The sequence below is a fragment of the Labilibaculum antarcticum genome (genome assembly GCF_002356295.1).
Taxonomy (GTDB): domain Bacteria; phylum Bacteroidota; class Bacteroidia; order Bacteroidales; family Marinifilaceae; genus Labilibaculum; species Labilibaculum antarcticum.
The window spans coordinates 3303235-3325996 of sequence record NZ_AP018042.1 but is presented as its reverse complement, the minus strand read 5'-3'; the positions used below and the strand labels follow the sequence as shown (position 1 = coordinate 3325996).

The 22762-nt window shown below is 36.3% G+C and carries 22 protein-coding genes, 4 tRNA genes and 1 other RNA gene; 21 read left to right on the top strand and 6 right to left on the bottom strand.

The genetic code is table 11. From position 1 onward, the window contains the following. The first annotated feature begins 289 nt into the window (after positions 1–289). Positions 290–850: a hypothetical protein gene (locus ALGA_RS13145; RefSeq protein WP_096429731.1), complete on the top strand. Its 561-nt coding sequence runs from the start codon at positions 290–292 to the stop codon at positions 848–850. A gap of 10 nt (positions 851–860) precedes the next feature. Here the strand turns inward: ALGA_RS13145 and ALGA_RS13140 are convergent, their stop codons facing one another. After that, complete coding sequence (locus ALGA_RS13140; protein ID WP_145957630.1) at positions 861–2600, bottom strand: BamA/TamA family outer membrane protein; 1740 nt, start codon at positions 2598–2600, stop codon at positions 861–863. Positions 2601–3117: 517 nt separating this feature from the next. On the opposite strand from ALGA_RS13140, the gene gap reads away from it, so the two are divergent. The 7 genes from gap to miaA all read left to right on the top strand — a co-directional run bounded on the left by gap (position 3118) and on the right by miaA (position 10427). Further along, on the top strand, positions 3118–4125 hold the full coding sequence (gene gap / locus ALGA_RS13135; protein ID WP_096429729.1) for a type I glyceraldehyde-3-phosphate dehydrogenase: 1008 nt from the start codon (positions 3118–3120) through the stop codon (positions 4123–4125). A gap of 190 nt (positions 4126–4315) precedes the next feature. Further along, entirely contained in the window at positions 4316–6868 is a 2553-nt protein-coding gene (locus ALGA_RS13130; RefSeq protein ID WP_096429728.1) for a bifunctional aconitate hydratase 2/2-methylisocitrate dehydratase, read from the top strand. 92 nt (positions 6869–6960) lie between these two features. Further along, positions 6961–7266 (top strand): DUF2752 domain-containing protein, encoded by a 306-nt coding sequence (locus ALGA_RS23600; RefSeq protein ID WP_096429727.1) that lies wholly within the window; start codon positions 6961–6963, stop codon positions 7264–7266. Between the two features lie 7 nt (positions 7267–7273). Then, positions 7274–7612, top strand: coding sequence for a CCC motif membrane protein (locus ALGA_RS23595; RefSeq protein ID WP_394339896.1), 339 nt, complete (start codon positions 7274–7276; stop codon positions 7610–7612). 95 nt (positions 7613–7707) lie between these two features. Then, positions 7708–8805, top strand: a complete 1098-nt coding sequence (locus ALGA_RS13115) for an acyl-CoA reductase (protein WP_197705557.1) — start codon at positions 7708–7710, stop codon at positions 8803–8805. Positions 8806–8809: 4 nt separating this feature from the next. Next, positions 8810–9379 carry an IS1096 element passenger TnpR family protein gene (locus ALGA_RS13110; protein ID WP_096429725.1) on the top strand — a complete coding sequence of 190 codons (570 nt, stop codon included), beginning with the start codon at positions 8810–8812 and terminating at the stop codon, positions 9377–9379. Positions 9380–9515: 136 nt separating this feature from the next. After that, on the top strand, positions 9516–10427 hold the full coding sequence (miaA, locus tag ALGA_RS13105; RefSeq protein WP_096429724.1) for a tRNA (adenosine(37)-N6)-dimethylallyltransferase MiaA: 912 nt from the start codon (positions 9516–9518) through the stop codon (positions 10425–10427). A gap of 32 nt (positions 10428–10459) precedes the next feature. Here the strand turns inward: miaA and ALGA_RS13100 are convergent, their stop codons facing one another. The 4 genes from ALGA_RS13100 to ALGA_RS13085 form a co-directional block, all read right to left on the bottom strand. Next, complete coding sequence (locus tag ALGA_RS13100; protein ID WP_096429723.1) at positions 10460–11470, bottom strand: glycosyltransferase; 1011 nt, start codon at positions 11468–11470, stop codon at positions 10460–10462. Between the two features lie 2 nt (positions 11471–11472). Then, positions 11473–12249 carry a class I SAM-dependent methyltransferase gene (locus ALGA_RS13095; RefSeq protein ID WP_231705961.1) on the bottom strand — a complete coding sequence of 259 codons (777 nt, stop codon included), beginning with the start codon at positions 12247–12249 and terminating at the stop codon, positions 11473–11475. Positions 12250–12338: 89 nt separating this feature from the next. Next, complete coding sequence (locus tag ALGA_RS13090) at positions 12339–13286, bottom strand: glycosyltransferase family 2 protein (RefSeq protein WP_096429722.1); 948 nt, start codon at positions 13284–13286, stop codon at positions 12339–12341. A 9-nt stretch (positions 13287–13295) separates the two neighbouring features. Then, positions 13296–13859 carry a DUF4199 domain-containing protein gene (locus ALGA_RS13085; RefSeq protein ID WP_096429721.1) on the bottom strand — a complete coding sequence of 188 codons (564 nt, stop codon included), beginning with the start codon at positions 13857–13859 and terminating at the stop codon, positions 13296–13298. A 251-nt stretch (positions 13860–14110) separates the two neighbouring features. Between ALGA_RS13085 and ffs the strand changes: the two genes are divergently transcribed. The 7 genes from ffs to ALGA_RS13050 all read left to right on the top strand — a co-directional run bounded on the left by ffs (position 14111) and on the right by ALGA_RS13050 (position 16294). After that, positions 14111–14207: signal recognition particle sRNA small type (gene ffs / locus ALGA_RS13080), an RNA gene on the top strand. Between the two features lie 28 nt (positions 14208–14235). Continuing rightward, positions 14236–14309, top strand: a tRNA-Thr gene (locus tag ALGA_RS13075). A 93-nt stretch (positions 14310–14402) separates the two neighbouring features. Next, positions 14403–14476, top strand: a tRNA-Thr gene (locus ALGA_RS13070). Positions 14477–14516: 40 nt separating this feature from the next. After that, positions 14517–14588 (top strand) — tRNA-Thr (locus ALGA_RS13065). Between the two features lie 12 nt (positions 14589–14600). Then, positions 14601–14674: transfer RNA gene (locus tag ALGA_RS13060), tRNA-Thr, on the top strand. A gap of 168 nt (positions 14675–14842) precedes the next feature. Next, positions 14843–15499: a fructose-6-phosphate aldolase gene (gene fsa / locus ALGA_RS13055; RefSeq protein WP_096429720.1), complete on the top strand. Its 657-nt coding sequence runs from the start codon at positions 14843–14845 to the stop codon at positions 15497–15499. A 183-nt stretch (positions 15500–15682) separates the two neighbouring features. Beyond that, positions 15683–16294, top strand: coding sequence for an L-threonylcarbamoyladenylate synthase (locus ALGA_RS13050; RefSeq protein WP_096429719.1), 612 nt, complete (start codon positions 15683–15685; stop codon positions 16292–16294). A 162-nt stretch (positions 16295–16456) separates the two neighbouring features. On the opposite strand, the gene ALGA_RS22970 is transcribed toward ALGA_RS13050, so the two are convergent. Then, entirely contained in the window at positions 16457–16618 is a 162-nt protein-coding gene (locus ALGA_RS22970; protein WP_153244849.1) for a hypothetical protein, read from the bottom strand. Positions 16619–16769: 151 nt separating this feature from the next. Here ALGA_RS22970 and ALGA_RS13045 point away from each other — a divergent pair, with 151 nt between their 5' ends. The 6 genes from ALGA_RS13045 to ALGA_RS13020 are packed head-to-tail and all read left to right on the top strand — an operon-like array spanning position 16770 to position 22670. After that, entirely contained in the window at positions 16770–17510 is a 741-nt protein-coding gene (locus tag ALGA_RS13045; RefSeq protein WP_096429718.1) for an acyl-CoA desaturase, read from the top strand. Positions 17511–17522: 12 nt separating this feature from the next. Continuing rightward, positions 17523–18542 carry an SAM-dependent methyltransferase gene (locus ALGA_RS13040; protein ID WP_096429717.1) on the top strand — a complete coding sequence of 340 codons (1020 nt, stop codon included), beginning with the start codon at positions 17523–17525 and terminating at the stop codon, positions 18540–18542. A 25-nt stretch (positions 18543–18567) separates the two neighbouring features. Then, complete coding sequence (locus tag ALGA_RS13035) at positions 18568–19281, top strand: hypothetical protein (protein WP_096429716.1); 714 nt, start codon at positions 18568–18570, stop codon at positions 19279–19281. 19 nt (positions 19282–19300) lie between these two features. Continuing rightward, positions 19301–20593, top strand: coding sequence for an NAD(P)/FAD-dependent oxidoreductase (locus ALGA_RS13030; protein ID WP_096429715.1), 1293 nt, complete (start codon positions 19301–19303; stop codon positions 20591–20593). Beyond that, positions 20590–21447 carry a DUF1365 domain-containing protein gene (locus ALGA_RS13025; RefSeq protein ID WP_096429714.1) on the top strand — a complete coding sequence of 286 codons (858 nt, stop codon included), beginning with the start codon at positions 20590–20592 and terminating at the stop codon, positions 21445–21447. Before ALGA_RS13030 ends, ALGA_RS13025 begins: the two co-directional genes overlap by 4 nt. Beyond that, positions 21432–22670: an SAM-dependent methyltransferase gene (locus ALGA_RS13020; protein ID WP_096429713.1), complete on the top strand. Its 1239-nt coding sequence runs from the start codon at positions 21432–21434 to the stop codon at positions 22668–22670. Before ALGA_RS13025 ends, ALGA_RS13020 begins: the two co-directional genes overlap by 16 nt. Positions 22671–22762 lie beyond the last annotated feature (92 nt).

Sequence of the window (22762 nt, the reverse complement as noted above, 5' to 3'; positions counted from 1 at the left end):
AGTAAAATGGCCACAACGATAGTATATATACTCAACTTATAGGCTTTGAGTTATAAAAAAACGCCACTTTCTTTTTAATCTTAACAGCACCACATCTATTATTGTAAACTGCAATATTTCAATAGTTTAAACAAAAAACACCAATTGCCTCGATCACGAAAATTCATCACGCAACAAAAAAAACTGTCATTCTATTCGAAAACAACATGTTGCCACAGCTACTGTTTAACCTGATAAAATTGGTGTATCTCTATTTTTTTAATACATTTGAAATACATAATTTCCTTTCATGAAAAAGCTAATTGGCTTCAATATAAAACGGAATAAAAAGCTGCTTGTTTCGGATATCATAAAATTCTATGAAGTCCGAGGGTATACGCTTATAGATGCAAATGTGCAAGGCATGACTTTTTGCAGAGGAAGTATTATGGGCAATCTTCTTTCTCTTAATCCAATTAAATGGAAAACTTTTGTTGAAATCGAAATTGTAAAAAAGGAAAGATTGGATTACAATGTTTATGCTAATTACCAGTTTAGCTCCTTCTTATTTTTCATATCCCAAGAGGAAAATAATTTTTTTAACGAAGAAATCAATGCCTTTTCAAAGGCAATAGAACAATTTGAAGTTAATGTTGAACAACTAGAAAACCTTGCGATTGAAACCTCAAAATCAAATTTTAAATACATATTAAAATCATTCCCTATTGGAATCGTAATTGCTCTTATAATTATTTTTTTAACAAATCTTTTATTGGAGGGACAATTGCCAATTGTAATAGCCTCTTGTATTACCGGAATTTCAATCCTGATTACTTATTACTTTTTGGTTAAAACAAACAGCAAAGCATAGCGCGTATCGATTAGAAACGACTAACAAATCCGAAATGAATTTTAGCTTGCTGAAAATCAAGATTCGTATTTTGTTGCTTGCCTATAGCATAATTTAATGTGAAAATCCCCGATTTTGTTGCAAAATTTAAACCAAAGCCTATTCCCCAAGGATAATCTTCAGTTTTATCCGTCAGGTAATTATTGCTGTAATAAGCTCCATCCCAAAACAAATAAAAGCTTGAATTCTGTTGAGGTATAAATCTCAATTCCGTAGTGATAACAGAATATTTTGAAGCTCTAAATGAGTCTTCATTAAATCCTCTGAGAGAATTCAATCCTCCCAGTTTAAAAAGATCATTTTGAAATAAATTCTTAGAATCTTTTATTCCTCCCCTATTTCTTAATCGGAAACTAACTTTATCTCTAATGGGAATATTGTATTCAAGCATCCATTGTGCATCTAATAGGTTGCCGGATAAATTTATATCATTGTATAATTCATCAGGAATATTGGCATTCTTTTTTGTTTTGTGAGTTCCTGCAGCAACAGAAAAGTTAAGATCCCAGCCTCTTTTAGGATTGAAAAAATAATCCAAATTTTCAAAATGGTAAGCAAATCCATACAAATATGATTTTACATCGGCATAATCTGGGAGAACCGAAGCACTTGCCAAATGATTGGTTGTAAGCAGTGCTGACGAATTTATTTTAAAAAATAATTTACTGAAATTTTTACCTGATTGAGAAAATCTTATTCCCATATCAATTGCAGTGCTTAAATAAGCTGAATCTTTTTTCTGAATATTAAAACCAAAATCGATACCCAAACTTGAAGAAAACAAATAGGGATAAACCATTCCCAAAGACAAATTCTGACTGCTCTCTTCGTATTTCTGCCAATTGAAACGAATACTCTCTCCTGCTGAAAAGGTATTTTCCAAAGCCAACTTTACCTCTCCCGTTAATTCAAGCTTTTTATTGTCCTTGTTGGTCTGAAATCCAATTATTCCATCAAACTGATTAGCCGTTTCCTTTTCCAGATATGCATAAACTCTTGCTTTCCCACGACTAAATTCAATCTCAGAAGCTTTAATTTCTTTCGCAAAAGCCAAGTTCTGAATCTTGTCAGATATCGATTCGATGCTACTTTCCTGATATTTCCCATTTGGATGAATCCCCAAATATCTTTGCAAAAACTTAGGCTTTATGTTCGAAGTACCTTTTAAAACAATACTATCCCACCGAATAAGATTGTTTGGTTTAATCTCCCATTCACCTCTTACCTTATTTTCAGAAATACTTATTTCTGATATTTCCAATTGTGCAAAAGGATATCCATTATCACCTAAGGAATTCAAAACTTTAGTTTGCAGATTTTCCAAATCAGAAAAATTAGTAAATTTTCTTTTTTTTAATGATCGTAAACCAAAGGCAGGTAGATCCAAATTATTAATTCCTGTAAATTTAATTTCGGTCCATTCATATCCCTCACCTCGATGAATTTCGGCAATAATAGTATCGCAAGCAAATGAAATTGAATCAACACTGGCCTCCAAATACCCATTTTGTTTCAATTTCGAAATTTTATTTTTAAGTCGAACAAAAGCCAATTCCTTTGTTGCAAACTTCTCTTTCCCGCTTGACACAATCTCATACAACTCAACATTTTCAATACGTTCAACTATTTTCAGAAGAAAAAACCGCTCTTGACAAAAGCCAAAAGTGAGTAAACTCAACATGATCAATAAAGTCAGTAATAGTTTTTTCATTAATTAAATTTGATATCTTCCAAACAAAAATAAGACAGACAAGGTATAAAAGACAGTATAAATTTAACAAAACACAAATATTTACTATTTGTAGATTTACAACATTTTTTTATATCTTTTGCAAAATTTAAAAATCAAACATATCTGACCTTTAATTTTAGGACCTATGAAAAAAACACTTTACGCATTGGCAATAATGTTCCTTCTTGGAATAATCTCAACATCGTGCGCAGTTGATAAAAGATGTCCTGCTTATACAAAAACAAATACAAGCTGTACAAGCAAAACGGTTTAAATCAATTAAAAAATCTCAAGTATCGAGATTTTTTTTTTGCACTACACTTTTAAATTGCAATCGTTTTAATACCACCCAAACAATTCATCTGCCTACAATTACCCCTTATTTAACCCGAAAATAAATAATTTATTTATTTTAGTTTTTCTACATAAAACATTTTTAAAATACATACTTTTGCCGTTGAGAAACAAAGGGTTTATAAATTAAAATTTATACACAATGTCAAAGATTAAAATTGGTATCAACGGATTTGGACGTATTGGACGTTTCGTATTCCGTCAGGCTGTAGCGCAAGGTAACATCGAAGTAGTTGCAATTAACGACCTTATTGATGTAGATTACATGGCTTACATGTTGAAATATGATTCTACTCATGGAAAATTCAACGGTACTGTTGAAGTTAAAAATGGTATGTTAGTAGTTAATGGAAATACTGTACGTGTTTCTGCTGAGAGAAGTCCTGCTAACATTAACTGGGGTGCCGTAGGTGCTGACTATGTAGTTGAGTCAACGGGTCTTTTCCTAACAAAAGAGTCAGCTCAAGGTCATATCGACGCTGGTGCTAAGAAAGTTGTGATGTCTGCTCCTTCTAAGGATGATACTCCAATGTTCGTAATGGGTGTGAATAACAAATCATACACTAACGATATGGCTTTCGTGTCTAATGCTTCTTGTACAACTAACTGTTTAGCTCCTGTAGCTAAGGTGTTGAATGACAAGTTTGGTATTGTTGAAGGTTTAATGACAACTGTACACGCAACTACTGCAACTCAAAAAACTGTTGACGGTCCTTCTGCTAAGGATTGGAGAGGTGGACGTGGAGCTGGTCAAAACATTATTCCTTCTTCTACTGGTGCTGCTAAAGCTGTAGGTAAAGTAATTCCTGAATTGAATGGAAAATTAACTGGTATGTCATTCCGTGTTCCTACACCAGATGTATCTGTAGTTGATTTAACTGTTCGTTTGGAAAAAGGAACTACTTACGAAGCTATTTGTGCTGCAATGAAGGAAGCTTCAGAAGGCGAATTAGCTGGTGTTCTTGGTTATACTGAAGATATGGTTGTATCTAACGACTTCGTTGGTGATACTAGAACTTCTATCTTCGATGCCAAAGCAGGTATCCAATTGTCTCCAAATTTCGTGAAAGTTGTTTCATGGTATGACAATGAAATGGGATATTCTACTAAAGTATGTGAATTGATTCAATACATGGATTCTGTAAAGTAATCCTTATTTAGATATAAAATTTAAAGCTCTCCATTTGGGGGGCTTTTTTTATGCGATAACATGATCTAAAACACATTTTTTTCTGAACCGTGTAATCAGAAAAACCATATGTTTGCCTTGTCAATAGAGAATTTATTCTCTATTTTTTTTATCGCTTTCACACTTACACAACAAGACCTAAAAAAAAAAGATGTTAGAACAATATCTAAAACACGAAGCATCCCGTGCTACTAAAGGTATCCCGGCTTTGCCATTAAATGCAGAACAAACTGCAGAACTTTGCGGATTATTGCAAAATCCCATTCAAGGAAAAGAGGATTTCTTATTGCATTTATTCAAAGAAAGAATCGCTCCCGGCGTTGATGATTCAACAAAAGTTAAAGCAGAATTTCTAGGCCAAATTTTAACAGGCGAATTGAGTTCTCCAATCATCACAAAATCTGAAGCAATTCAAATTTTGGGAACTATGATGGGTGGTTACAATGTAACCGTTTTGGTTGAAGCATTAAAAGATGAAGTTATAGCTGCCGAGGCTGCCGAAGCCCTTAAAGGTATTGTTCTTGTTTATGATTCTTTCCAGATAATAGCAGATCTGGCAAAAGACAATATTGCTGCTAAAAGTGTAATTGAATCTTGGGCAAACGCTGACTGGTTTACTAAGCGAGCTGAATTGCCGGAAGAAATCAAATTGAAAGTTTATAAGGTGGAAGGTGAGATCAATACTGATGACTTCTCTCCTGCTTCTCAGGCATTTACACGTCCTGATATTCCATTGCATGCTTTAGCTATGGGCGCCGGTCGTTTCGAAGATGGCATCGAAACTATCGCTGGCTGGAGAAAAGAAGGTCACAAAGTTGCCTTTGTTGGTGATGTTGTTGGTACCGGATCCTCTCGTAAATCAGCTGCCAACTCATTACTATGGCACATTGGTGAAGATATTCCTGCAGTTCCCAACAAGCGAACTGCTGGCGTAGTTATTGGTGGTGCTATTGCTCCAATTTTCTACAATACTACTCAAGATTCTGGCGGACTGCCTATTATTACTGATGTTTCAGCTCTTAACACAGGCGACGAAATCATCATCAACAACAAAAAAGGTGAAATTACCCGCAATGGTAAAGTCGTATGTACTTATTCATTAGCACCTGATACTTTAACAGATGAGTACCGTGCCGGTGGCCGTATTCCTTTGATCATTGGAAAAGCATTAACTGAGAAATCACGTGCTTTATTAGGAATGCCTGCTACAGCTATTTTTGCTGTTGCAAATAACCCACAGCCAAAGCCTAACCAAGGATATACATTGGCTCAGAAGATGGTTGGTAAAGCTTGTGGTGTTGAAGGCGTATTGCCCGGAACATCATGTGCTCCTAAAATGACAACTGTTGGATCTCAAGATACTACTGGTCCTATGACTCGTGATGAGATTAAAGAATTGGCATGTTTAAAGTTCGAAGCACCAATGTTCATGCAATCTTTCTGTCATACTGCGGCTTATCCTAAAGCAACAGACGTGGCAATGCATAAAAGTATGCCTAAGTTCATATCTGAGCGTAAAGGTGTGCCTTTGAAGCAAGGCGATGGTGTAATTCACTCCTGGTTGAACCGTTTATTGGTTCCTGATACTGTGGGTACAGGTGGTGACTCACATACCCGTTTTCCATTGGGTATTTCTTTCCCTGCTGGTTCCGGATTGGTTGCTTTTGCTGGTGCTCTAGGTTTCATGCCGTTGGATATGCCGGAATCTGTATTAATTAAATTTAAAGGTAAGCTTAGAACAGGTATCACTTTGCGTGATGCTGTGAACGCTATTCCATATTTTGCGATTCAAAACGGACAATTAACTGTTCCTAAGAAAAACAAAATCAATATATTCAGCGGTAAAATCATCGAGATGGAAGGTCTTGATGACATTACTGTTGAACAAGCTTTTGAATTAACTGATGCAACTGCTGAGCGTTCTGCTGCCGCAGGTTGTATTAAGTTGTCAGAAGAAAGTGTTATCGAGTACGTAAAGTCTAACGTTGCCTTGATGGAATCTATGATCAAGATGGGTTACGATGATGCTAAAACAATTCAGAATCGTATTGATGCTTGTAACGAATGGTTGGCTAAACCAGTGTTGCTTTCAAGAGATGAGAATGCTGAATATGCCGCAACTATCGAAATTGATCTTTCAGAGATTCACGAACCGATTCTTTGTTGTCCTAACGATCCGGATGATGTAAAATTACTTTCTGATGTTCAGAATACTGAGATTCAGGATGTATTTATCGGATCATGTATGACGAATATTGGTCACTTCCGTGCTTGTGAAAAAATTTGGAATGGTTTAACTCCATCCGATAAAGTAAGAACTTATATTGCACCTCCAACTCGTATGGATCAGGCCGTATTGAAAGAAGAAGCGACTTTTGCTACTTTCTCTCAATTAGGTGTTCGTATCGAAACTCCTGGATGTTCACTATGTATGGGGAACCAACTACGTGTTCCGGATAAGGTAAACGTTTACTCCACTTCAACTCGTAACTTCAACAACCGTATGGGTACAGGAGCTCAAGTTTACTTGGGATCTGCTGAGCTTGGTGCTGTTGTTTCAGTCCTGGGGAAATTACCTACTCCTGCGGTGTATATAGAGATCTACAAAGAGAAGATCCAAGCTCACGAAAAGACAATATACAAATATATGCAGTTCGACGAAATGGATATGGAGGATGCTTTGTATCAGCGTAGAGATTTGTAATTTATAAAATCAAATAGTAGAAGCCGATGTTTTCACATCGGCTTTTTTTTTACGCCATTGTTTTTATAAATTGGTAAAAGATATTAAATCGTATGTGGCAGAATCTAATAAACTGGCTCGAAAACCATTTAGCAACTTGTTCTTTTCAAGAACATTTTGGAATCGCATGTCCCGGATGTGGACTGCAAAGCTCTTTGCTTGCACTTCTCAAAGGTGACCTCTTGGCATCAATACTCTTATATCCTGCCCTGCTTCCAATGATAAGCTTGTTTAGTCTATTACTTCTACATCTAAAATTCCATTTTTCTTGGGCAACAATCGTTCTTAAATATCTTTTCTCTCTATCAGCACTTTTAATACTTAGCTCGTACATTTATAAAATTAGTTCACTATTATAAAATCAGGATGGAAAATTCAGACCAAACTTCCGATAATAAACGACAAGTACTCCCAAACTCATCAACCATTTTGGTGCTTGGCATTCTCTCAATTTTTCTATTCTGCTTTGCTGGAATTATTAGTTTAATATTGGCGATCATTGCTTTAATTCTATCAAAGCAAGCCATTAAATTATATGAAGAAACACCCAATTTGTATACCTCAAGCTCTTTAAATAATGTCAACACGGGTAAAACCTGTGCATTTATCGGACTTTTACTTGCAGTTATATCATTTTTACTATTTGTAATTATTTTGATCCTGGGAACAGGATTAGCATTAAGTTTTTTATCCAATGTTGGATAAAAATTGAAATAGTTAAGATATTTGATAACAATTTTTATCTTTGCGGAATAGTAAGTAAATCAAATTCTCCAGATATAACTTTAGAGTAAAGTTAAATGGGGATTTTTTTGAATTATACCATGAACAAAAGTGAAAGAATACAGGCATTCGTTGAGTTAGGTAATTTTCTATCTCAGTTTTCATCAGAAGATGCAAAACGCAATGATCACAGACTAAATTCAGCCTATTACGATGACTTTGAAGCTTTGCTTGACAGAGTATCAAATGAGAACTTGTGGTTCACCCCACTTCATGTTCATGCATCCATAAATGGTATTTGTACTTTTTTAGAAGAGCAAAAGCTGAATGATTGGTTAAATAAATACTCTATTCCCGATCAAAATACGCAATTAAAAGTTGCGATAATTATGGCTGGAAATATTCCAATGGTTGGTTTTCACGATATGCTGTCGGTATTAATATCCGGTCATTCATTTATTGGAAAATTATCTTCGAAAGATAATCAGCTTCTCAATTTTGTTTCAAAATTACTGATCGAAATCAATTCTGAATTTAAAGAATTAATCTCATTTCAATCAGAAAGATTGAGCGGTGAAAACAAATTCGATGCAATTATTGCTACCGGAAGTAATAATTCGGCCAGATATTTTGAAGCGTATTTCAAAAAATATAATCATATCATTCGCAGGAATAGAAATTCTGTTGCGGTATTATCTGGTAACGAAACCAATGAAGAACTCGAAGCACTTGGAAGAGATGTATTTTTATATTTTGGATTAGGATGCCGAAATGTTTCAAAATTATATATCCCTAAAGGTTATAATCTAGTGCATCTTCTCGATTGCTGGAAAAACTATTCTTTTGTGAATAATCACAATAAATACGCAAACAATTACGATTACCAGCGTTCTATGTTCTTGATGAATAGAATAGAACATCTGGATACCGGCTTTGTTCTTCTAAATGAAAACACACAAATCACTTCTCCAATTGGAGTTGTAAACTATGAATATTATTCCGAAATTAATCAACTTGAAAACAATTTAAACAAGAATTCCGAACTAATTCAATGCATTGTTGGTAATGAAATACAAAATTCAATTCCATTTGGGAAGGCCCAGGAACCTGAACTTTGGGATTATGCCGATAACGTAGATACAATGGAGTTTCTAACACAACTAAAATCAAAGTAAAACCATGATATATACATTTAAAATAACCTCACCAGAGGTAAAGGATTTTGTTCTTGAAATAGAAATTGATCACGAGCAAACTTATTTAGAGTTCCACGACACTATTCAAAAGGCAATTGGATATGATAATACGCAAATGGCCTCTTTTTATCAAGTTGGAGCAGGTGGAGAAAGAGGATTGGAAATTGCTCTTTTCGAAATGAATACCGAAGATGATGACAACATGAATGTTGTGCCAATGGACGTTGCAATGATGCGTGAATTTGTTTCCTCGAGAAGACCCGAATTAATTTACGTTTTTGATTTCTTTTCTGATCGTTTTTTCAATGTTCAGTTAATAAAAGAAGGAAAATCCAAGGCCAAAACAAAATACCCTAAACAAACTCTATGTGAAGGCAATGCACCTGAACAAATCAAAATGGATGCAGAAGATTTTGAGGGTCTTGATTTAGGTGAATTTGAAACACAATCTAAAAAAACGAAGACAGCTGACGATTATTTGGCCGATTTCGATGACGAATTTAAAGAAGGTCCTGAATTTGAAAGTTTGGATGACTACGATGACATTCTTTAGCAGTTAGCAGTTAGCAGTTAGCAGTTAGCAGTTAGCAGTTAGCAGTTAGCAGTTAGCAGTTAGCAGTTAGCAGTTAGCACAAAATTAAAATTTGCATTTAACAAATTCGTAATTCTTAATTCATAATTGACTATTGATGTCGAAAACCCTGATTGTTCTATTAGGTCCTACAGGTGTTGGTAAAACCGATTTAAGCATTAAAATCGCACAACATTTTAATACCGTAATCTCATCATCCGATAGCCGTCAGGTTTATCGGGAAATGAGTATTGGAACGGCTGTGCCTGAAAAGGAGCAATTAGAGGCGGTAAAACATCATTTCATTCATACCCACTCAATTCACGACTATTTTAGTTCATATGAATGCGAACAGCAAACATTAGAATTACTCTCCAATCTTTACAAAGAAAAAGATGAAGTATTGTTGGTTGGTGGCAGCATGATGTATATCGATGCTATTTGCAATGGAATTGATGAGATACCGACTATCGATCCCGAATTGCGCAATGAAGTTGTTGAGCGAACAAAAAATGAAGGAGTTGAATCATTGCGCATGCAGTTAAAACAACTCGATCCGGTTTTTTACAATCAAGTTGATTTAAAAAACACAAAAAGAGTGATTCATGCGGTTGAGGTTTGTTTGATGACAGGAAAACCATATTCCGAATTGAGAACAAACACCCGAAAAAAGAGAGATTTCAACATCATTAAAGTCGGATTAAACAGAGATAGAGCTGAATTGTATTCCCGAATCAACTCACGCGTTGATTTAATGATGAAAGATGGTTTGCTGAAGGAAGCGCAGGCCTTATTTGAATACCGCCATTACAACTCGTTAAACACGGTTGGATACAAAGAATTATTTGAACATTTCGAGGGAAATACATCTCTGGATGAAGCCGTAGAATTGATCAAACGCAATTCCCGAAGATACGCCAAACGTCAACTATCCTGGTTCAACAGAGACAAAGAGATCGAATGGTTTCATCCCGATCAGGAAGATGAAGTAATTCAATACATTGAGAATAAAATCAAAAAAGAGGCTTAAAAGCCTCTTTTTTTTGTGATATCTTTTTTTCTCTATTCGTAAAATCCTTTTCCAAAAACACCAAATTCATCTTTACCCAGCACTTTGTGTTTCCAGATGGCATCGATAAATCCAATTCCATAGGCAAACAGCTGCACATAGCTCGCGAGCAAGGCTAAAAAACCAAGCTTTACCGATTTGCTTTTGCTAATGGCATCGGCCAAAACAAGTGCAGCATACAGCAAAACAGGAAAGGCAAAAATTTGATGGACTGTGATCCCCAAAAGTAAGGCTCCAATTGTTCCCAAGGCAAATAAAGATGGAAATAGAAAGAAGATCTTGAAGGTTTCCGGATAGTGTTTGGAGATGATGTATCGGGTTTTCCCGAAACCGAAAACCTGCTTGTAGAATTTTTTAAAGGAGACTCTCCGCTTGTGAAAAACATATGCTTCCTGCACCAAACGAGTCTCGAAACCACGTTTAATTACCTCAATGGCAAACACCATATCTTCGCCCGGATGCATTCTGGTTACCGGAAATCCGCCTGTATCTTTATAAACTGCTTTCGAAAAGCCCAGATTAAAACTGCGAGGATGGAATTTATGCACTTGCTTCTTCCCTCCCCGAATTCCTCCGGTTGTAAAAAAAGAAGTCATGGCATAAGAAACTGCTTTTTGAAAATCCGAGAAATCGTCCATAGCACCATCGGGGCCACCGTAACAATCCACAAAATTCTCACTTAGCTCCTTATTAATGGTCTGCATGTATTGAGGTGGAAGAATACAATCGGAATCGAAAAACAGGTAATAATTCCCTTTTGCTCTGGCCAATCCGTAGTTACGACCAATGCTGGGACCTTCGTTTTGTTTGAAGAAATAGGATATATTTATTCGATCGCGGTACGTATCACAAAGCTCTTCACTTTTTATCGATGAACCATCTTCTACAACAACCAATTCAAAATCTTTAAAAGTCTGCTCAGACAAGCTATCAAGCAATTCTTTCATCTCATCCGGACGATTGTACACCGGAATAATAACGGATAGCTTAATTTCTTCTTGCATTCTTAGTTTTTTTGATTGAAATAAAAGATTTCATTCATTGGTAAGCGATATTTTTCTGCTAAATCAGAAGAGATTTCTTTTGCATATTGAGATTGGGAAACAGAAAATCCCACTTTTGACAATTTATCCGCATAATCTAATCCATACAAACGGACATGATCTTTTTGACGGTACAGTCTCTCTCTTTCCTTCGGATCAGTAACATTTGGATCTTCCATTGTGAGCGGATTTTCTGTATCCATTGGAACCTGCAAAATGGCAAATCCTTTTGGTTTTAGCACCCGGTAAATCTCACTCATTGCCTTTTGATCATCTGTAACATGTTCCAGTACATGATTACAAATTACCACATCATAGGATGCTTCGGCAAAAGGAATTTCCTGAACATCGAAATGCACATCGGCAATTGGAGATTCCAAATCGGCCGTGGTATAATCCAGATTAGAGAGCTTCCTGAATCGCTTGTAAAAACACTGTTCAGGAGCAATGTGCAAAACTTTAAGTTCCTTCGTGAAGAACTCTGTCTTTTCATTTAAATACATCCACATCAACCTATGACGTTCCAAGGAAAGACATTTCGGACACAAAGCATTATCGCGCCCCGAAACTTTTGTGTATCCATAAGGAAGAAATTTACTGAAGTGTCCGCCACAAACAGGACATTCAACTTTATCTCCAATTAGAAATACCGCAACTACACGATTTATTATCAGGCTCAACCGAATCAGAATCGGACGAGGAAATATTTGTAATAAAATTCTAATAATTCTCTTTATCATTTGCCCAGTAAACAATTAGCAGTGAACAGTTAGCAGTAATTAGTTTTTACTTCTTCACTCAATTACCCTTTCACACATTCACTGGTTATTTAAATTTCTTTTTCGATCTGATAGGTATTTCGTTCAGAAGAACTTCGACTAACCAATTCGGCTATAAATCCGGCAAGAAATAGTTGAGTACCAATAATCATTGTTGTTAATGCGATAAAAAAGTACGGACTATTGGTTACGCGAGGGGCTATTTCTCCCAAACTCATGCTATGAAGTTTCAGAGCGCCAATCCACGCAGAAGCAAAAAAGCCAACTAAAAACATAAGTGTACCCAGTAATCCAAAAAAGTGCATCGGCTTTTTACCAAATTTACTAATAAAGCTAAGGGACAATAAATCGAGAAAACCATTAATAAATCGGCTTAAGCCAAATTTTGTCACCCCATATTTTCGTTCCTGATGTTGAACGACTTTTTCGGTGATTTTAACAAAACCAGCTTCTTTAGCCAAAATTGGAATGTATCTGTGCATTTCGCCATACACCTCAACACTTTTAACCACTTTGTTTTTATAAGCTTTTAATCCACAATTAAAATCGTGCAATTTAATGCCCGACATCGCTCTTGCTGTTCTATTGAAGAATTTACTTGGAATTGTTTTGGAAATTGGATCGTAACGCTTTTGTTTCCATCCTGAAACCAAATCGAAATCCTCTTCTTTTATCATACGATACAATTCAGGAATCTCATCCGGAGAATCCTGAAGATCGGCATCCATTGTAATAACCACATCGCCCTTAACAATTTCAAACCCGCTGAAAAGCGCAGCTGATTTCCCGTAATTTCTTCGAAATTTAATTCCTTTAACGGCCGAGAACTTTGTTCGTAAATCCTCTATCACAGCCCAGGAGGTATCATTACTCCCATCATCTACTAATACAACCTCATAACTAAAACTATTTGCTTGCATCACCCGATCAATCCAGGCTAGTAATTCGGGAAGCGATTCTTCCTCATTGTACAAAGGAACTACAACAGAAATATCCATATTTAAATTTTACTGATTATTCGATTCGTTAAATTTATCAACAGAGTTCTTATTCAGCAAATTTCTGCTCTGACGAAAGAAAAAAGCCAAAATAAAAGAAAATAATAAACCCGATAATGCTTTGCTGAACCATTGTCCAAAAGCAAACAGCCCCGGAGTCATTTCTTTATAAATCCCCATTAACAAATCAATATCCTTTTGCTGATAACCCATTTCATGCAATCCTTTCTCTAAAAAGACAATTGCTTCTGCTATAATAGATGAATCAAAATATCTCGTTAAAATATAAATAAAGATTGAATAAAATAGGGATGCAAATCCAATTATAAGAACGCCAGTCGTAAATGCTTTTCCATAGCTAATTACACCATCCAATTCATCGTCGCGATATTTTTTAACCCCGAAAAAAATACCTGTTACTATTAGAAATAGGTTTATAGAACGAAGATTGGGATCAAAATTAACTGATAGGCCTTTTGCATATACAACCAAAGCTGCGCAAATTAGAACTCCCCCTACCAGTGCCCCAAATAAGAAAGTATGTCTAAGTAATGAATTTTTAAAAATCTGCATGCAAATGTATTTTGTTTTTCCGAGCACAAAGATATCCGTTTTTACAAGAAACCCCTACTCTCAAAAGCATAATTCTGATTTCAATTCCTCATTATTATTGTCAAAAACAGATGAACGCAAAAAAAATAATATTTTTTTTAAAAAATTATTTAGCTGAGAATAAAACCATTGACTACTCAAGCAAGAAAAATCAGATAAGAAGTTTCACTATTTATTTGCAAGAATTGAAGATTTTTCTACTTTTGTCGTCGGGTAAGCACTATGCGACTCGCTCCTACTGAATCCCCCCAGGGTCGGAAGGCAGCAAGGGTAGGTGGTCGAAGCAGTGCGACGTAGCTGTTTACCCACTTTTTATACTTCTAATTTGTATAAAAATGCCGATGTAGCTCAGTTGGTCAGAGCAGCTGATTTGTAATCAGCAGGTCGCGGGTTCGAATCCCTCCATCGGCTCAACAAAAAACAATAAAGAAAGCTTTCGGGCTTTCTTTCGTTCTTTACAAGACTATTTGAAGGATCGTTTTACCTTCTAAAAAGTAACAAAACGCCGATGTAGCTCAGTTGGTCAGAGCAGCTGATTTGTAATCAGCAGGTCGCGGGTTCGAATCCCTCCATCGGCTCTACTAAAGGAGACCAACTCCTTTTTTTTATTTTATTACTGCCGTTGTAGCTCAGGGGTAGAGCGCTTCCTTGGTAAGGAAGAGGTCATGAGTTCAATTCTCATCAATGGCTCAGAGTATTTTTGCCGATGTAGCTCAGTTGGTCAGAGCAGCTGATTTGTAATCAGCAGGTCGCGGGTTCGAATCCCTCCATCGGCTCTTTTTTTATCCCCCCACCAACTTCATATTTTTCGAATCTCTTTGATGCGGAAATAGTTTCGCGTCTCTATGTTTTAATTAATGAGTTCAAAACATATGCTATTCTTTGTATGTAAAAGAAATTAGTGTATTTTCGTTTTGAACAAATAACAAACTAAAAATCGTAAAATGAAGTTTTTTATCGACACAGCAAATCTTGATCAGATTAAAGAAGCCCAGGATTTAGGAATCCTTGACGGCGTTACCACAAATCCATCCCTTATGGCTAAGGAGGGGATTAAAGGAGAAGGAAACATCAAAAAGCACTATGTTGATATTTGCGAAATTGTAGATGGCGATGTAAGTGCTGAGGTTATTGCAACCGATTTTGAAGGAATGATTTCTGAAGGCATGGAATTAGCCGCTCTTCATCCACAAATTGTTGTTAAGGTTCCATGTACTAAAGATGGTATTAAAGCAATAAAATATCTTAGTTTACAAGATATCAGAACAAATTGCACGTTAATTTTCTCGGTTGGTCAAGCATTATTGGCGGCTAAAGCAGGTGCAACATACGTATCTCCTTTTGTTGGTCGTTTAGATGATATTTGTGCTGATGGAATTGACTTAATTCGTCAAATTGTAGACATGAACAGTTATTATGGTTTCGAAACTCAGGTTCTAGCTGCATCTGTTCGTCATACCATGCATATGGTACAATGTATCGAAGCTGGTGCCGACGTCACCACAAGCCCTCTTAGCGCCATTACAGGCCTATTAAATCACCCTTTAACAGATAAAGGATTAGCACAATTCCTTGCTGATTACAACAAATTAAATGGTTGATCATTCGATGATAAAAATTTAGGAGTACGCAAGTACTCCTTTTTTTGCTCTCATCTCAATTTAATCCCCTAATGTTCACCCATTCACATTATTTGCAAGACAAGAAAAAAATAAGCTTCAGTAGATAACCTATATCAAAGAATATTTTACCTTTACTCCCTTAATAACCCAAAACCACTACAAATGCTTTTGAAACTGTACCCTGACAACCCCAACCATCGGGAATTTAGGCAGATAGTAGACATTTTGAAGAATGGCGGCATTATCATATACCCAACCGATACCGTTTATGCGATAGGCTGTGATATTAACAATACCAAAGCCGTACAGAGAATTGCAAAATTAAAAGGAACCACTGCCGATAAAGGAAATTTCTCTCTAATTTGCAACAACCTAAGCACTTTATCCGAATATGCTAAAGTAGATAACACGACCTTTAAAATGATGAAGAAAAACCTACCCGGAGCCTTCACATTTATTCTACAAGCCAGTAGTAATGTTCCCAAATTATTTAAAAGCAAAAAGAAAACTGTTGGAATTCGTGTTCCTAATCACTTTATCCCATTACGTATAGTTGAAGAATTGGGCAATCCGATACTAACAACCTCTATTCATGATCCGGATGAAGTTGTTGAATACACCACTGATCCTGAATTAATTAACGAGAAATACAACAAACAAGTTGATCTTATTATTGATGGGGGTTACGGCAATAATACAGCTTCAACAATTGTAGATTGCTCCACTGATTCATTTGAAATCATCCGACCAGGAATTGGTGAATTAATTTTATAAAACACAATACGCTAAAATATATAATGCCATCAATACACAATATTGGTGGCATTTTTTATTTTCTACCATGCAATCTTATCCAACTATTCTTGCTGACTTTAACAAATCAACCTGCAAAGCCACTTAACCTTCAACCTCATCTACAGTAATTAAGACTTACTACTAGTCTGTTCCAACTCCAACCAACTCAGGACTTGCATCATTGAAATGATGCCTTGCGACCACATTTCGTTTATTGAACTTCTTCTCAAACTTCGCTAAAATCTTAGCTGAATCCTTCTTGTATTTTAGTATTCCTTTTCTATAAGTTAACTGAATTCTCATATTTTTTTCATGAACTTTATTTACAAATAATGATAAAGAGCAAAAATATTTAGCATCAAGTGCGAACCATTTAAGCCTATTAATTGTTTAGAGTATATAGAAAAAGAGTAAACAATTTCAATTTTGATATTTTAACTTTTTTAATTTACTCATGCTAATTATCATATTTATAATCGCTCATTGGTACGCTAGTTTGTTCTTTCAGACTGTTTTCCTGCATCGTTATGCAGCTCATTCCATGTTTGAAATGAACAGATTCTGGGAACGGACTTTCTTCGTTGGAGCATGGATTTCTCAAGGCACTTCTTATCTAAATCCGTTTGCCTATGCTTATATGCACCGAATGCATCACATGCACACGGACCAAATACAAGATCCGCATTCCCCTCATCATTCGTCCAACATTGTCAAATTTATGCTGAACACCTATCGCTACTATTCATTGGTGAAGAATAGAGAGATAACGCTTCAAGATGGTATAGATGTGAACATACCAAGATGGATCGCTTTTGAGAAAATTTCAGAATCTTGGATTTCAAGACTTTTATGGGCTGGTGTCTACATCGTAATCTACTTGCTTTTTGCACCAAATATATATTGGCTCGCTTTGCTGCCAATCCATTTTTTCATGAGTCCTATACATGGAGCCATCATCAACTGGTTCTCTCATAAAATTGGGTATCGAAATTACAAACAGGATAACGATTCAACAAATCTATTCCCTATCGAAATTCTCTTGGGAGGAGAAGCCCTGCACAATAACCATCATGCAAAACCCTGGAGAGCTAATTTTGCCAGTAAATGGTATGAATTCGACCCCTCCTTTTTGGCTATGAAGCTATTGCATTCATTTAAAATCATAAAATTAAACCCGAATTCATTAAACAAATAAAACACAATTGCTATGTGGTATATAACTATTGTTGAAAAGGGCTTAATTCCCGATTCACTCATCAGAATAAAAATAAGAGGATTGTTAAAGCAACGACTGCAAAACGAGAGAAAACAATTCAATATCAACAAATTAGTTGATGAATTAAAAGAGAGTCCGATCGCGATCAATACCAATGCAGCCAACGAGCAACATTATGAATTGCCTGCAGGCTTTTTCGAGAAAGTTCTGGGACGATATTTAAAATATTCCTGTGGATTTTGGGACGAGAGCACAAACGATTTGGATGAAGCTGAGAAAACAATGCTTGAAAAGACAATTGAACGAGCTGAAATTCAAGATGGGCATGACATTCTCGAATTGGGATGTGGCTGGGGATCCCTTAGCTTGTATATGGCGCAAAAATTTTCCAATTCGAGCATTACAGCGGTTTCCAATTCTCATTCTCAACGAGAATACATACAGGCCAAAGCACTCGACATTGGAATTACCAACTTACACATCATTACTGCTGACATGAATAATTTCAACATAAATGAAAAATTTGACAGAGTTATTTCGGTGGAAATGTTTGAGCACATGAGAAATTACCAAGAACTTCTGCATCGAATTAATGGATTTTTAAAGCTAACCGGTAAACTTTTTGTTCACGTCTTCTCGCACAAAGAATTGACATACAAATTTGAAATTCAGGATTCGAGCGATTGGATGTCAAAATATTTTTTCACGGGAGGAATCATGCCCGGAGAAGATCTCTTTTCGCACTTTCAAGAGCATTTAACCATTGAAAAAAGATGGCATATGAACGGAACTCATTATCAGAAAACAGCAGAAGCATGGTTGCAAAAAATGGATGAACAAAAAACTGAAATCATGCCAATATTCGAAGAGACTTACGGTACCAATCAGTCAACCCGCTGGGGGGTTTATTGGAGGATCTTTTTTATGGCTTGCGCCGAATTATGGGGATATCGTCGAGGTGAAGAATGGAGCATAAGCCATTATCTGTTCAGCAAAAGAAATCCCAATTAACATCAATCAATTAAATTCTAAGAAGATGAAAAAGCTCTTATTCATTATTGTACTCCTCTCCTTTTACGGTTTTCGTTCGGGAACCGAAAATCGAGTTTACGAAGGCATTGCTATGGATAAAAATTCCTTGGAATTTATCTACAAAGAGGTGCATCAGGAGATATTCATAAAAGGCAAACATTTAGAGACACGGACCTCTTTTGTTGGAGAAAACGGATCTGAATTTGCTTATAGAGAACTTGATTTTAGGAATTCATTTCAAAAACCAAATTACCTGTTGATGGATGAACGAAGCGGATTACTCGAAGAGGTTATTCACGTGGGAGCCAATCAATTCGAAATTCGCTATCGCAAAAACTCCAATTCAAAGCTGAAAGAAAAAAGTCTTTATGTACCCGAACCAGCCGTTGTTGATGGAGGTTTCAATTACTACATCAAAAGCAACTGGAATAAAATTATTGCAGAAGAAAAATTAGTTTTTAACTTTCTCTCAGTTGCCTTTCAGGACTATTTCACCTTCAGAATATATAAAGTAGATGAACAAACCAGCGATCCGAACATCGTGTTGCTTCGAATGGAATGCCAATCACTATTGCTACGCGTGCTCATGAATCCCATTTACGTTCATTACGATTTAAAAACTAAACGAATTAGTAAATACGAAGGCATTTCGAACATTCGAGATCATGAAGGACACAGCTATAAAGCTTTACTAAACTATCCGGAACTAGGCCCTTAAAACTTAAAAGATCGACTTTATGGACTTCAAAAAACAACGACTTGCAATTGTAGGAACTGGAATTGCCGGAATGGGTGCTGCACATTTACTTCAGCACAGCTACGAGATTGAACTGTTCGAAAAAAACAATTACGTTGGAGGACACACTAATACAGTTTATGTCGAAGAGGATGGCCAACAAATTCCTATTGACACAGGCTTTATGGTTTTCAACAAACAAACCTATCCAAACTTGTTGAATCTGTTCAATCAACTTAAAGTGCCCATTAAACGAACCAGCATGAGCTTTAGTGTGCAACACAAAAGCAGTCAATTGGAATATTGCGGTTCGGGTTTTTCCGGCCTTTTCGCGCAACGCAAAAATATCTTTAATGCACGATTCATTAAAATGTTATTGGAGATAAATCGATTCAACAAAGAGAGTTTACAGGATCTTTTGAATGGCAATCTCGAAAACTTGACTGTACAAGAATACATTCAGCAAAAGAAGCTGGGAAAAGAATTTACCGACAAATACCTTGTTCCGATGAGTTCGGCAATTTGGTCTACACCACCTGATGTGAGTTTAAAATTTCCGGTCAAAAGCCTTGTGCATTTCTTTCGCAACCATGGTATGCTGGGTGTGGATTCCCACTTTCCATGGTATACTGTGGACGGGGGAAGTGAAAGCTACAAACAATTGCTTATTGCACCCTTTCGGGATAAAATACGTTTAAATTCGGCCATAAAAGAAATTCTATCTGTAGGAGAACAGGTGAAAATTACAACTAGCGCAGGCAAAGAGCATTGGTTCGACAAGGTAATTGTTGCTGCTCATGCAGATGAAGCTCTTTCTTTGCTTTCCAATCCGAGTAAACTGCAAAAGAAACTTTTATCGCAATTCTGCTATCAGCAAAACAAAGCGGTTTTACATTCTGATTGTTCGGTAATGCCACACAACAAAAAAGTGTGGTCGAGCTGGAATTATCTAATGGATGATCGTTCGGGAAGCATAAAAACCAGCACGGTTTACAACATGAATTCCCTGCAGAATGTATCCAAGAAACAAAACTATTTTGTGTCCATTAACCCAATTGAATTGGAGCTTAAAAAGATTCACAAAAGCATTCAATACGATCATCCAATTTTTACGGTAGAAGCAATGAAAGCACAAGAGCGCTTACCTGAATTGAATCGAGAGGGTCCGATCTATTTCTGCGGAAGTTATTTCAGATATGGATTTCATGAAGACGCCTATAGTTCGGCTGTAGAACTAGCCAATACAATCTTAAAAACAGAACAGAAAAAAAAGATAAAGCAAAAAGCAGGATGACAACAAAAGAAGAACATATCATCAATTCAAGCCTATACGAATGCGAGGTATTTCATTCCCGAACAGAAAAGATTCATCGATCATTTCGATACAAAAGCTTCCTGTTCAGTATCGACCTGGATGAACTACCGGTTATTTCCAAAACACTGTGGTTTGTAAGTCACAACCGATTTAATTACTTCAATTTTCGCGATAGAGATCATTTGCAGCTGACAACATCAGGAGAACTCAAAGGTGTTCGTTTTCAGGTAGAACAATTTTTGCAGGAACAAGGCATTCATCAGCCTCCTGCCAAAATAATCCTGCTAACCAATTTATGCACCTTAGGGTATCAATTTAATCCGGTTTCCTTTTACTATTGTTTTGATGAAGAAAATAAACCTTTGGGAAGTATTGCTGAAGTGAACAATACCTACGGGGAAATGAAATTGTTCTATCTGGGTAAAGACAACTATTGCAACGGAAAGTTTAGTGATCGAAAGAAAAAACACTTTTACGTATCCCCCTTTATCCAACACGATGTCGATTTTGATTTTGAACTCAGTATCCCTGGAAAGGTATTTTTCAACAAAATCGATGACTACAAAGATGGCAAACGAATTTTCACAGCTTCGCTTCGAGGCAAACAGTTAGTACTTAACAATCGAAATGTAATCCGTTTTATGCTTCGTTTTCCTGTCATCACCTTGCAGGTTATCTTCCTGATTCACTATCAGGCCTTGAAACTCTACCTTAAAGGGATTCCCTATTTCAGAAAAAATGAACATTTGGATTTACAACAAGATCGATTAAAAAAATACGAAGAAAAGAACAAGCTCACGGATAAAAATCTCTCAACATGGAAAACACGCTGACAATACAACAAAACGCCGGATTTCAGGAAAAAATATTTCTAAATTTCCTTCAAAAAATGGACAGAGAATCAATTGAAGTGTGCCTTCCAAATCAAAGTATATACCGCTTTGGTTCGGAGAATTCAAAAATCAAAGCCGACATTAGAATTCTTTCACCCGAATTTTACAAGCAGCTTTTCTTTTATGGAGATATAGGATTTGGAGAAGCTTACGAGAAAGGCTTGTGGGAAACATCCGACATCACAAAATTGATTTCCTGGATTCTTGCGAACATCGATAATGCGCCAAGTTTATCAGGAAGTAAAATTAAAACAGCAGCCTTTAATCTTTTTAAATGGCTGAATAAAATGGCGCACAATTTTCGGAAGAACACACTTGCCGGATCGGAAAAAAACATTGCTGCTCACTACGATTTAAGCAATGATTTTTACTCGCTATGGTTGGATAAAAGCATGACTTACTCGGCGGCTTTTTTCATAAATGAAGAAACATCGCTGTACGAAGCTCAGCAAATGAAATACCAAAAACTGGCAGAGAAAATGAGACTTACCAGTGGTGATCGTGTACTTGAAATAGGATGTGGCTGGGGAGGAATGGCCATTTTTATGGCAAAGAACTTCTCTGTTCATGTAACAGCCATTACCATTTCTAAAGAGCAATATGTGTATGCTAAACAGCGGGTTGAAAATGCGGGATTGGAAGATCGGGTCAGCATCCTATTTAAAGATTACAGACTAGTGAATGGCAAGTTTGATAAAATTGTTTCGATAGAAATGCTGGAAGCGGTTGGACACAAATTCTACAAACCATTCTTCTCAAAAGTAAATAACCTACTCGCAACAAACGGTTTGTTAGCCATACAAGTAATTACCTGTCCCGATTCACGCTTTAAAGAGATGAAAACAGGGGTTGACTGGATTCAAAAACACATCTTCCCTGGTTCTTTATTACCATCGGTGTCTGCCTTGCACAATGCAATGAATCAAAGTTCAGATTTAACACCTATCCACTTGGAAGACATGGGTAAACATTACGCGAAAACCTTGCGAATGTGGCGTGACACCTTCAATCAAAAAGAAAAAGAAGTCAACGCACTTGGCTTTAACAACTTATTTATCAGAAGATGGAATTACTATCTTTCTTATTGCGAAGCAGCCTTTGACATGCGGAATATCAATGTAATGCAGTTGCTGTATTCACGACCAAATAATCTAAATTATTAAAATGGGAAACTACTAAATTAGGAGATATCAAACAGATACGAGAAAGGAGTTGGCAAAGCAAAAGATATTGCTGAAATGGGCGCATTTCTTTG

Bases quoted from the DNA above. Each gene is read 5' to 3' on its own strand.
- ALGA_RS13025 (WP_096429714.1), top strand. From the start codon at position 20,590: ATGACAACAAAAGAAGAACATATCATCAATTCAAGCCTATACGAATGC.
- ALGA_RS13115 (WP_197705557.1), top strand. From the start codon at position 7,708: ATGGGGATTTTTTTGAATTATACCATGAACAAAAGTGAAAGAATACAG.
- miaA (WP_096429724.1), top strand. From the start codon at position 9,516: ATGTCGAAAACCCTGATTGTTCTATTAGGTCCTACAGGTGTTGGTAAA.
- ALGA_RS13140 (WP_145957630.1), bottom strand. From the start codon at position 2,600: ATGAAAAAACTATTACTGACTTTATTGATCATGTTGAGTTTACTCACT.
- ALGA_RS13035 (WP_096429716.1), top strand. From the start codon at position 18,568: ATGAAAAAGCTCTTATTCATTATTGTACTCCTCTCCTTTTACGGTTTT.
- ALGA_RS13020 (WP_096429713.1), top strand. From the start codon at position 21,432: ATGGAAAACACGCTGACAATACAACAAAACGCCGGATTTCAGGAAAAA.
- ALGA_RS13110 (WP_096429725.1), top strand. From the start codon at position 8,810: ATGATATATACATTTAAAATAACCTCACCAGAGGTAAAGGATTTTGTT.
- ALGA_RS13040 (WP_096429717.1), top strand. From the start codon at position 17,523: ATGTGGTATATAACTATTGTTGAAAAGGGCTTAATTCCCGATTCACTC.
- gap (WP_096429729.1), top strand. From the start codon at position 3,118: ATGTCAAAGATTAAAATTGGTATCAACGGATTTGGACGTATTGGACGT.
- ALGA_RS23600 (WP_096429727.1), top strand. From the start codon at position 6,961: ATGTGGCAGAATCTAATAAACTGGCTCGAAAACCATTTAGCAACTTGT.
- ALGA_RS13085 (WP_096429721.1), bottom strand. From the start codon at position 13,859: ATGCAGATTTTTAAAAATTCATTACTTAGACATACTTTCTTATTTGGG.
- ALGA_RS13045 (WP_096429718.1), top strand. From the start codon at position 16,770: ATGCTAATTATCATATTTATAATCGCTCATTGGTACGCTAGTTTGTTC.
- ALGA_RS13100 (WP_096429723.1), bottom strand. From the start codon at position 11,470: ATGCAAGAAGAAATTAAGCTATCCGTTATTATTCCGGTGTACAATCGT.
- ALGA_RS13095 (WP_231705961.1), bottom strand. From the start codon at position 12,249: ATGATAAAGAGAATTATTAGAATTTTATTACAAATATTTCCTCGTCCG.
- ALGA_RS22970 (WP_153244849.1), bottom strand. From the start codon at position 16,618: ATGAGAATTCAGTTAACTTATAGAAAAGGAATACTAAAATACAAGAAG.
- ALGA_RS23595 (WP_394339896.1), top strand. From the start codon at position 7,274: ATGGAAAATTCAGACCAAACTTCCGATAATAAACGACAAGTACTCCCA.
- fsa (WP_096429720.1), top strand. From the start codon at position 14,843: ATGAAGTTTTTTATCGACACAGCAAATCTTGATCAGATTAAAGAAGCC.
- ALGA_RS13145 (WP_096429731.1), top strand. From the start codon at position 290: ATGAAAAAGCTAATTGGCTTCAATATAAAACGGAATAAAAAGCTGCTT.
- ALGA_RS13130 (WP_096429728.1), top strand. From the start codon at position 4,316: ATGTTAGAACAATATCTAAAACACGAAGCATCCCGTGCTACTAAAGGT.
- ALGA_RS13090 (WP_096429722.1), bottom strand. From the start codon at position 13,286: ATGGATATTTCTGTTGTAGTTCCTTTGTACAATGAGGAAGAATCGCTT.
- ALGA_RS13050 (WP_096429719.1), top strand. From the start codon at position 15,683: ATGCTTTTGAAACTGTACCCTGACAACCCCAACCATCGGGAATTTAGG.
- ALGA_RS13030 (WP_096429715.1), top strand. From the start codon at position 19,301: ATGGACTTCAAAAAACAACGACTTGCAATTGTAGGAACTGGAATTGCC.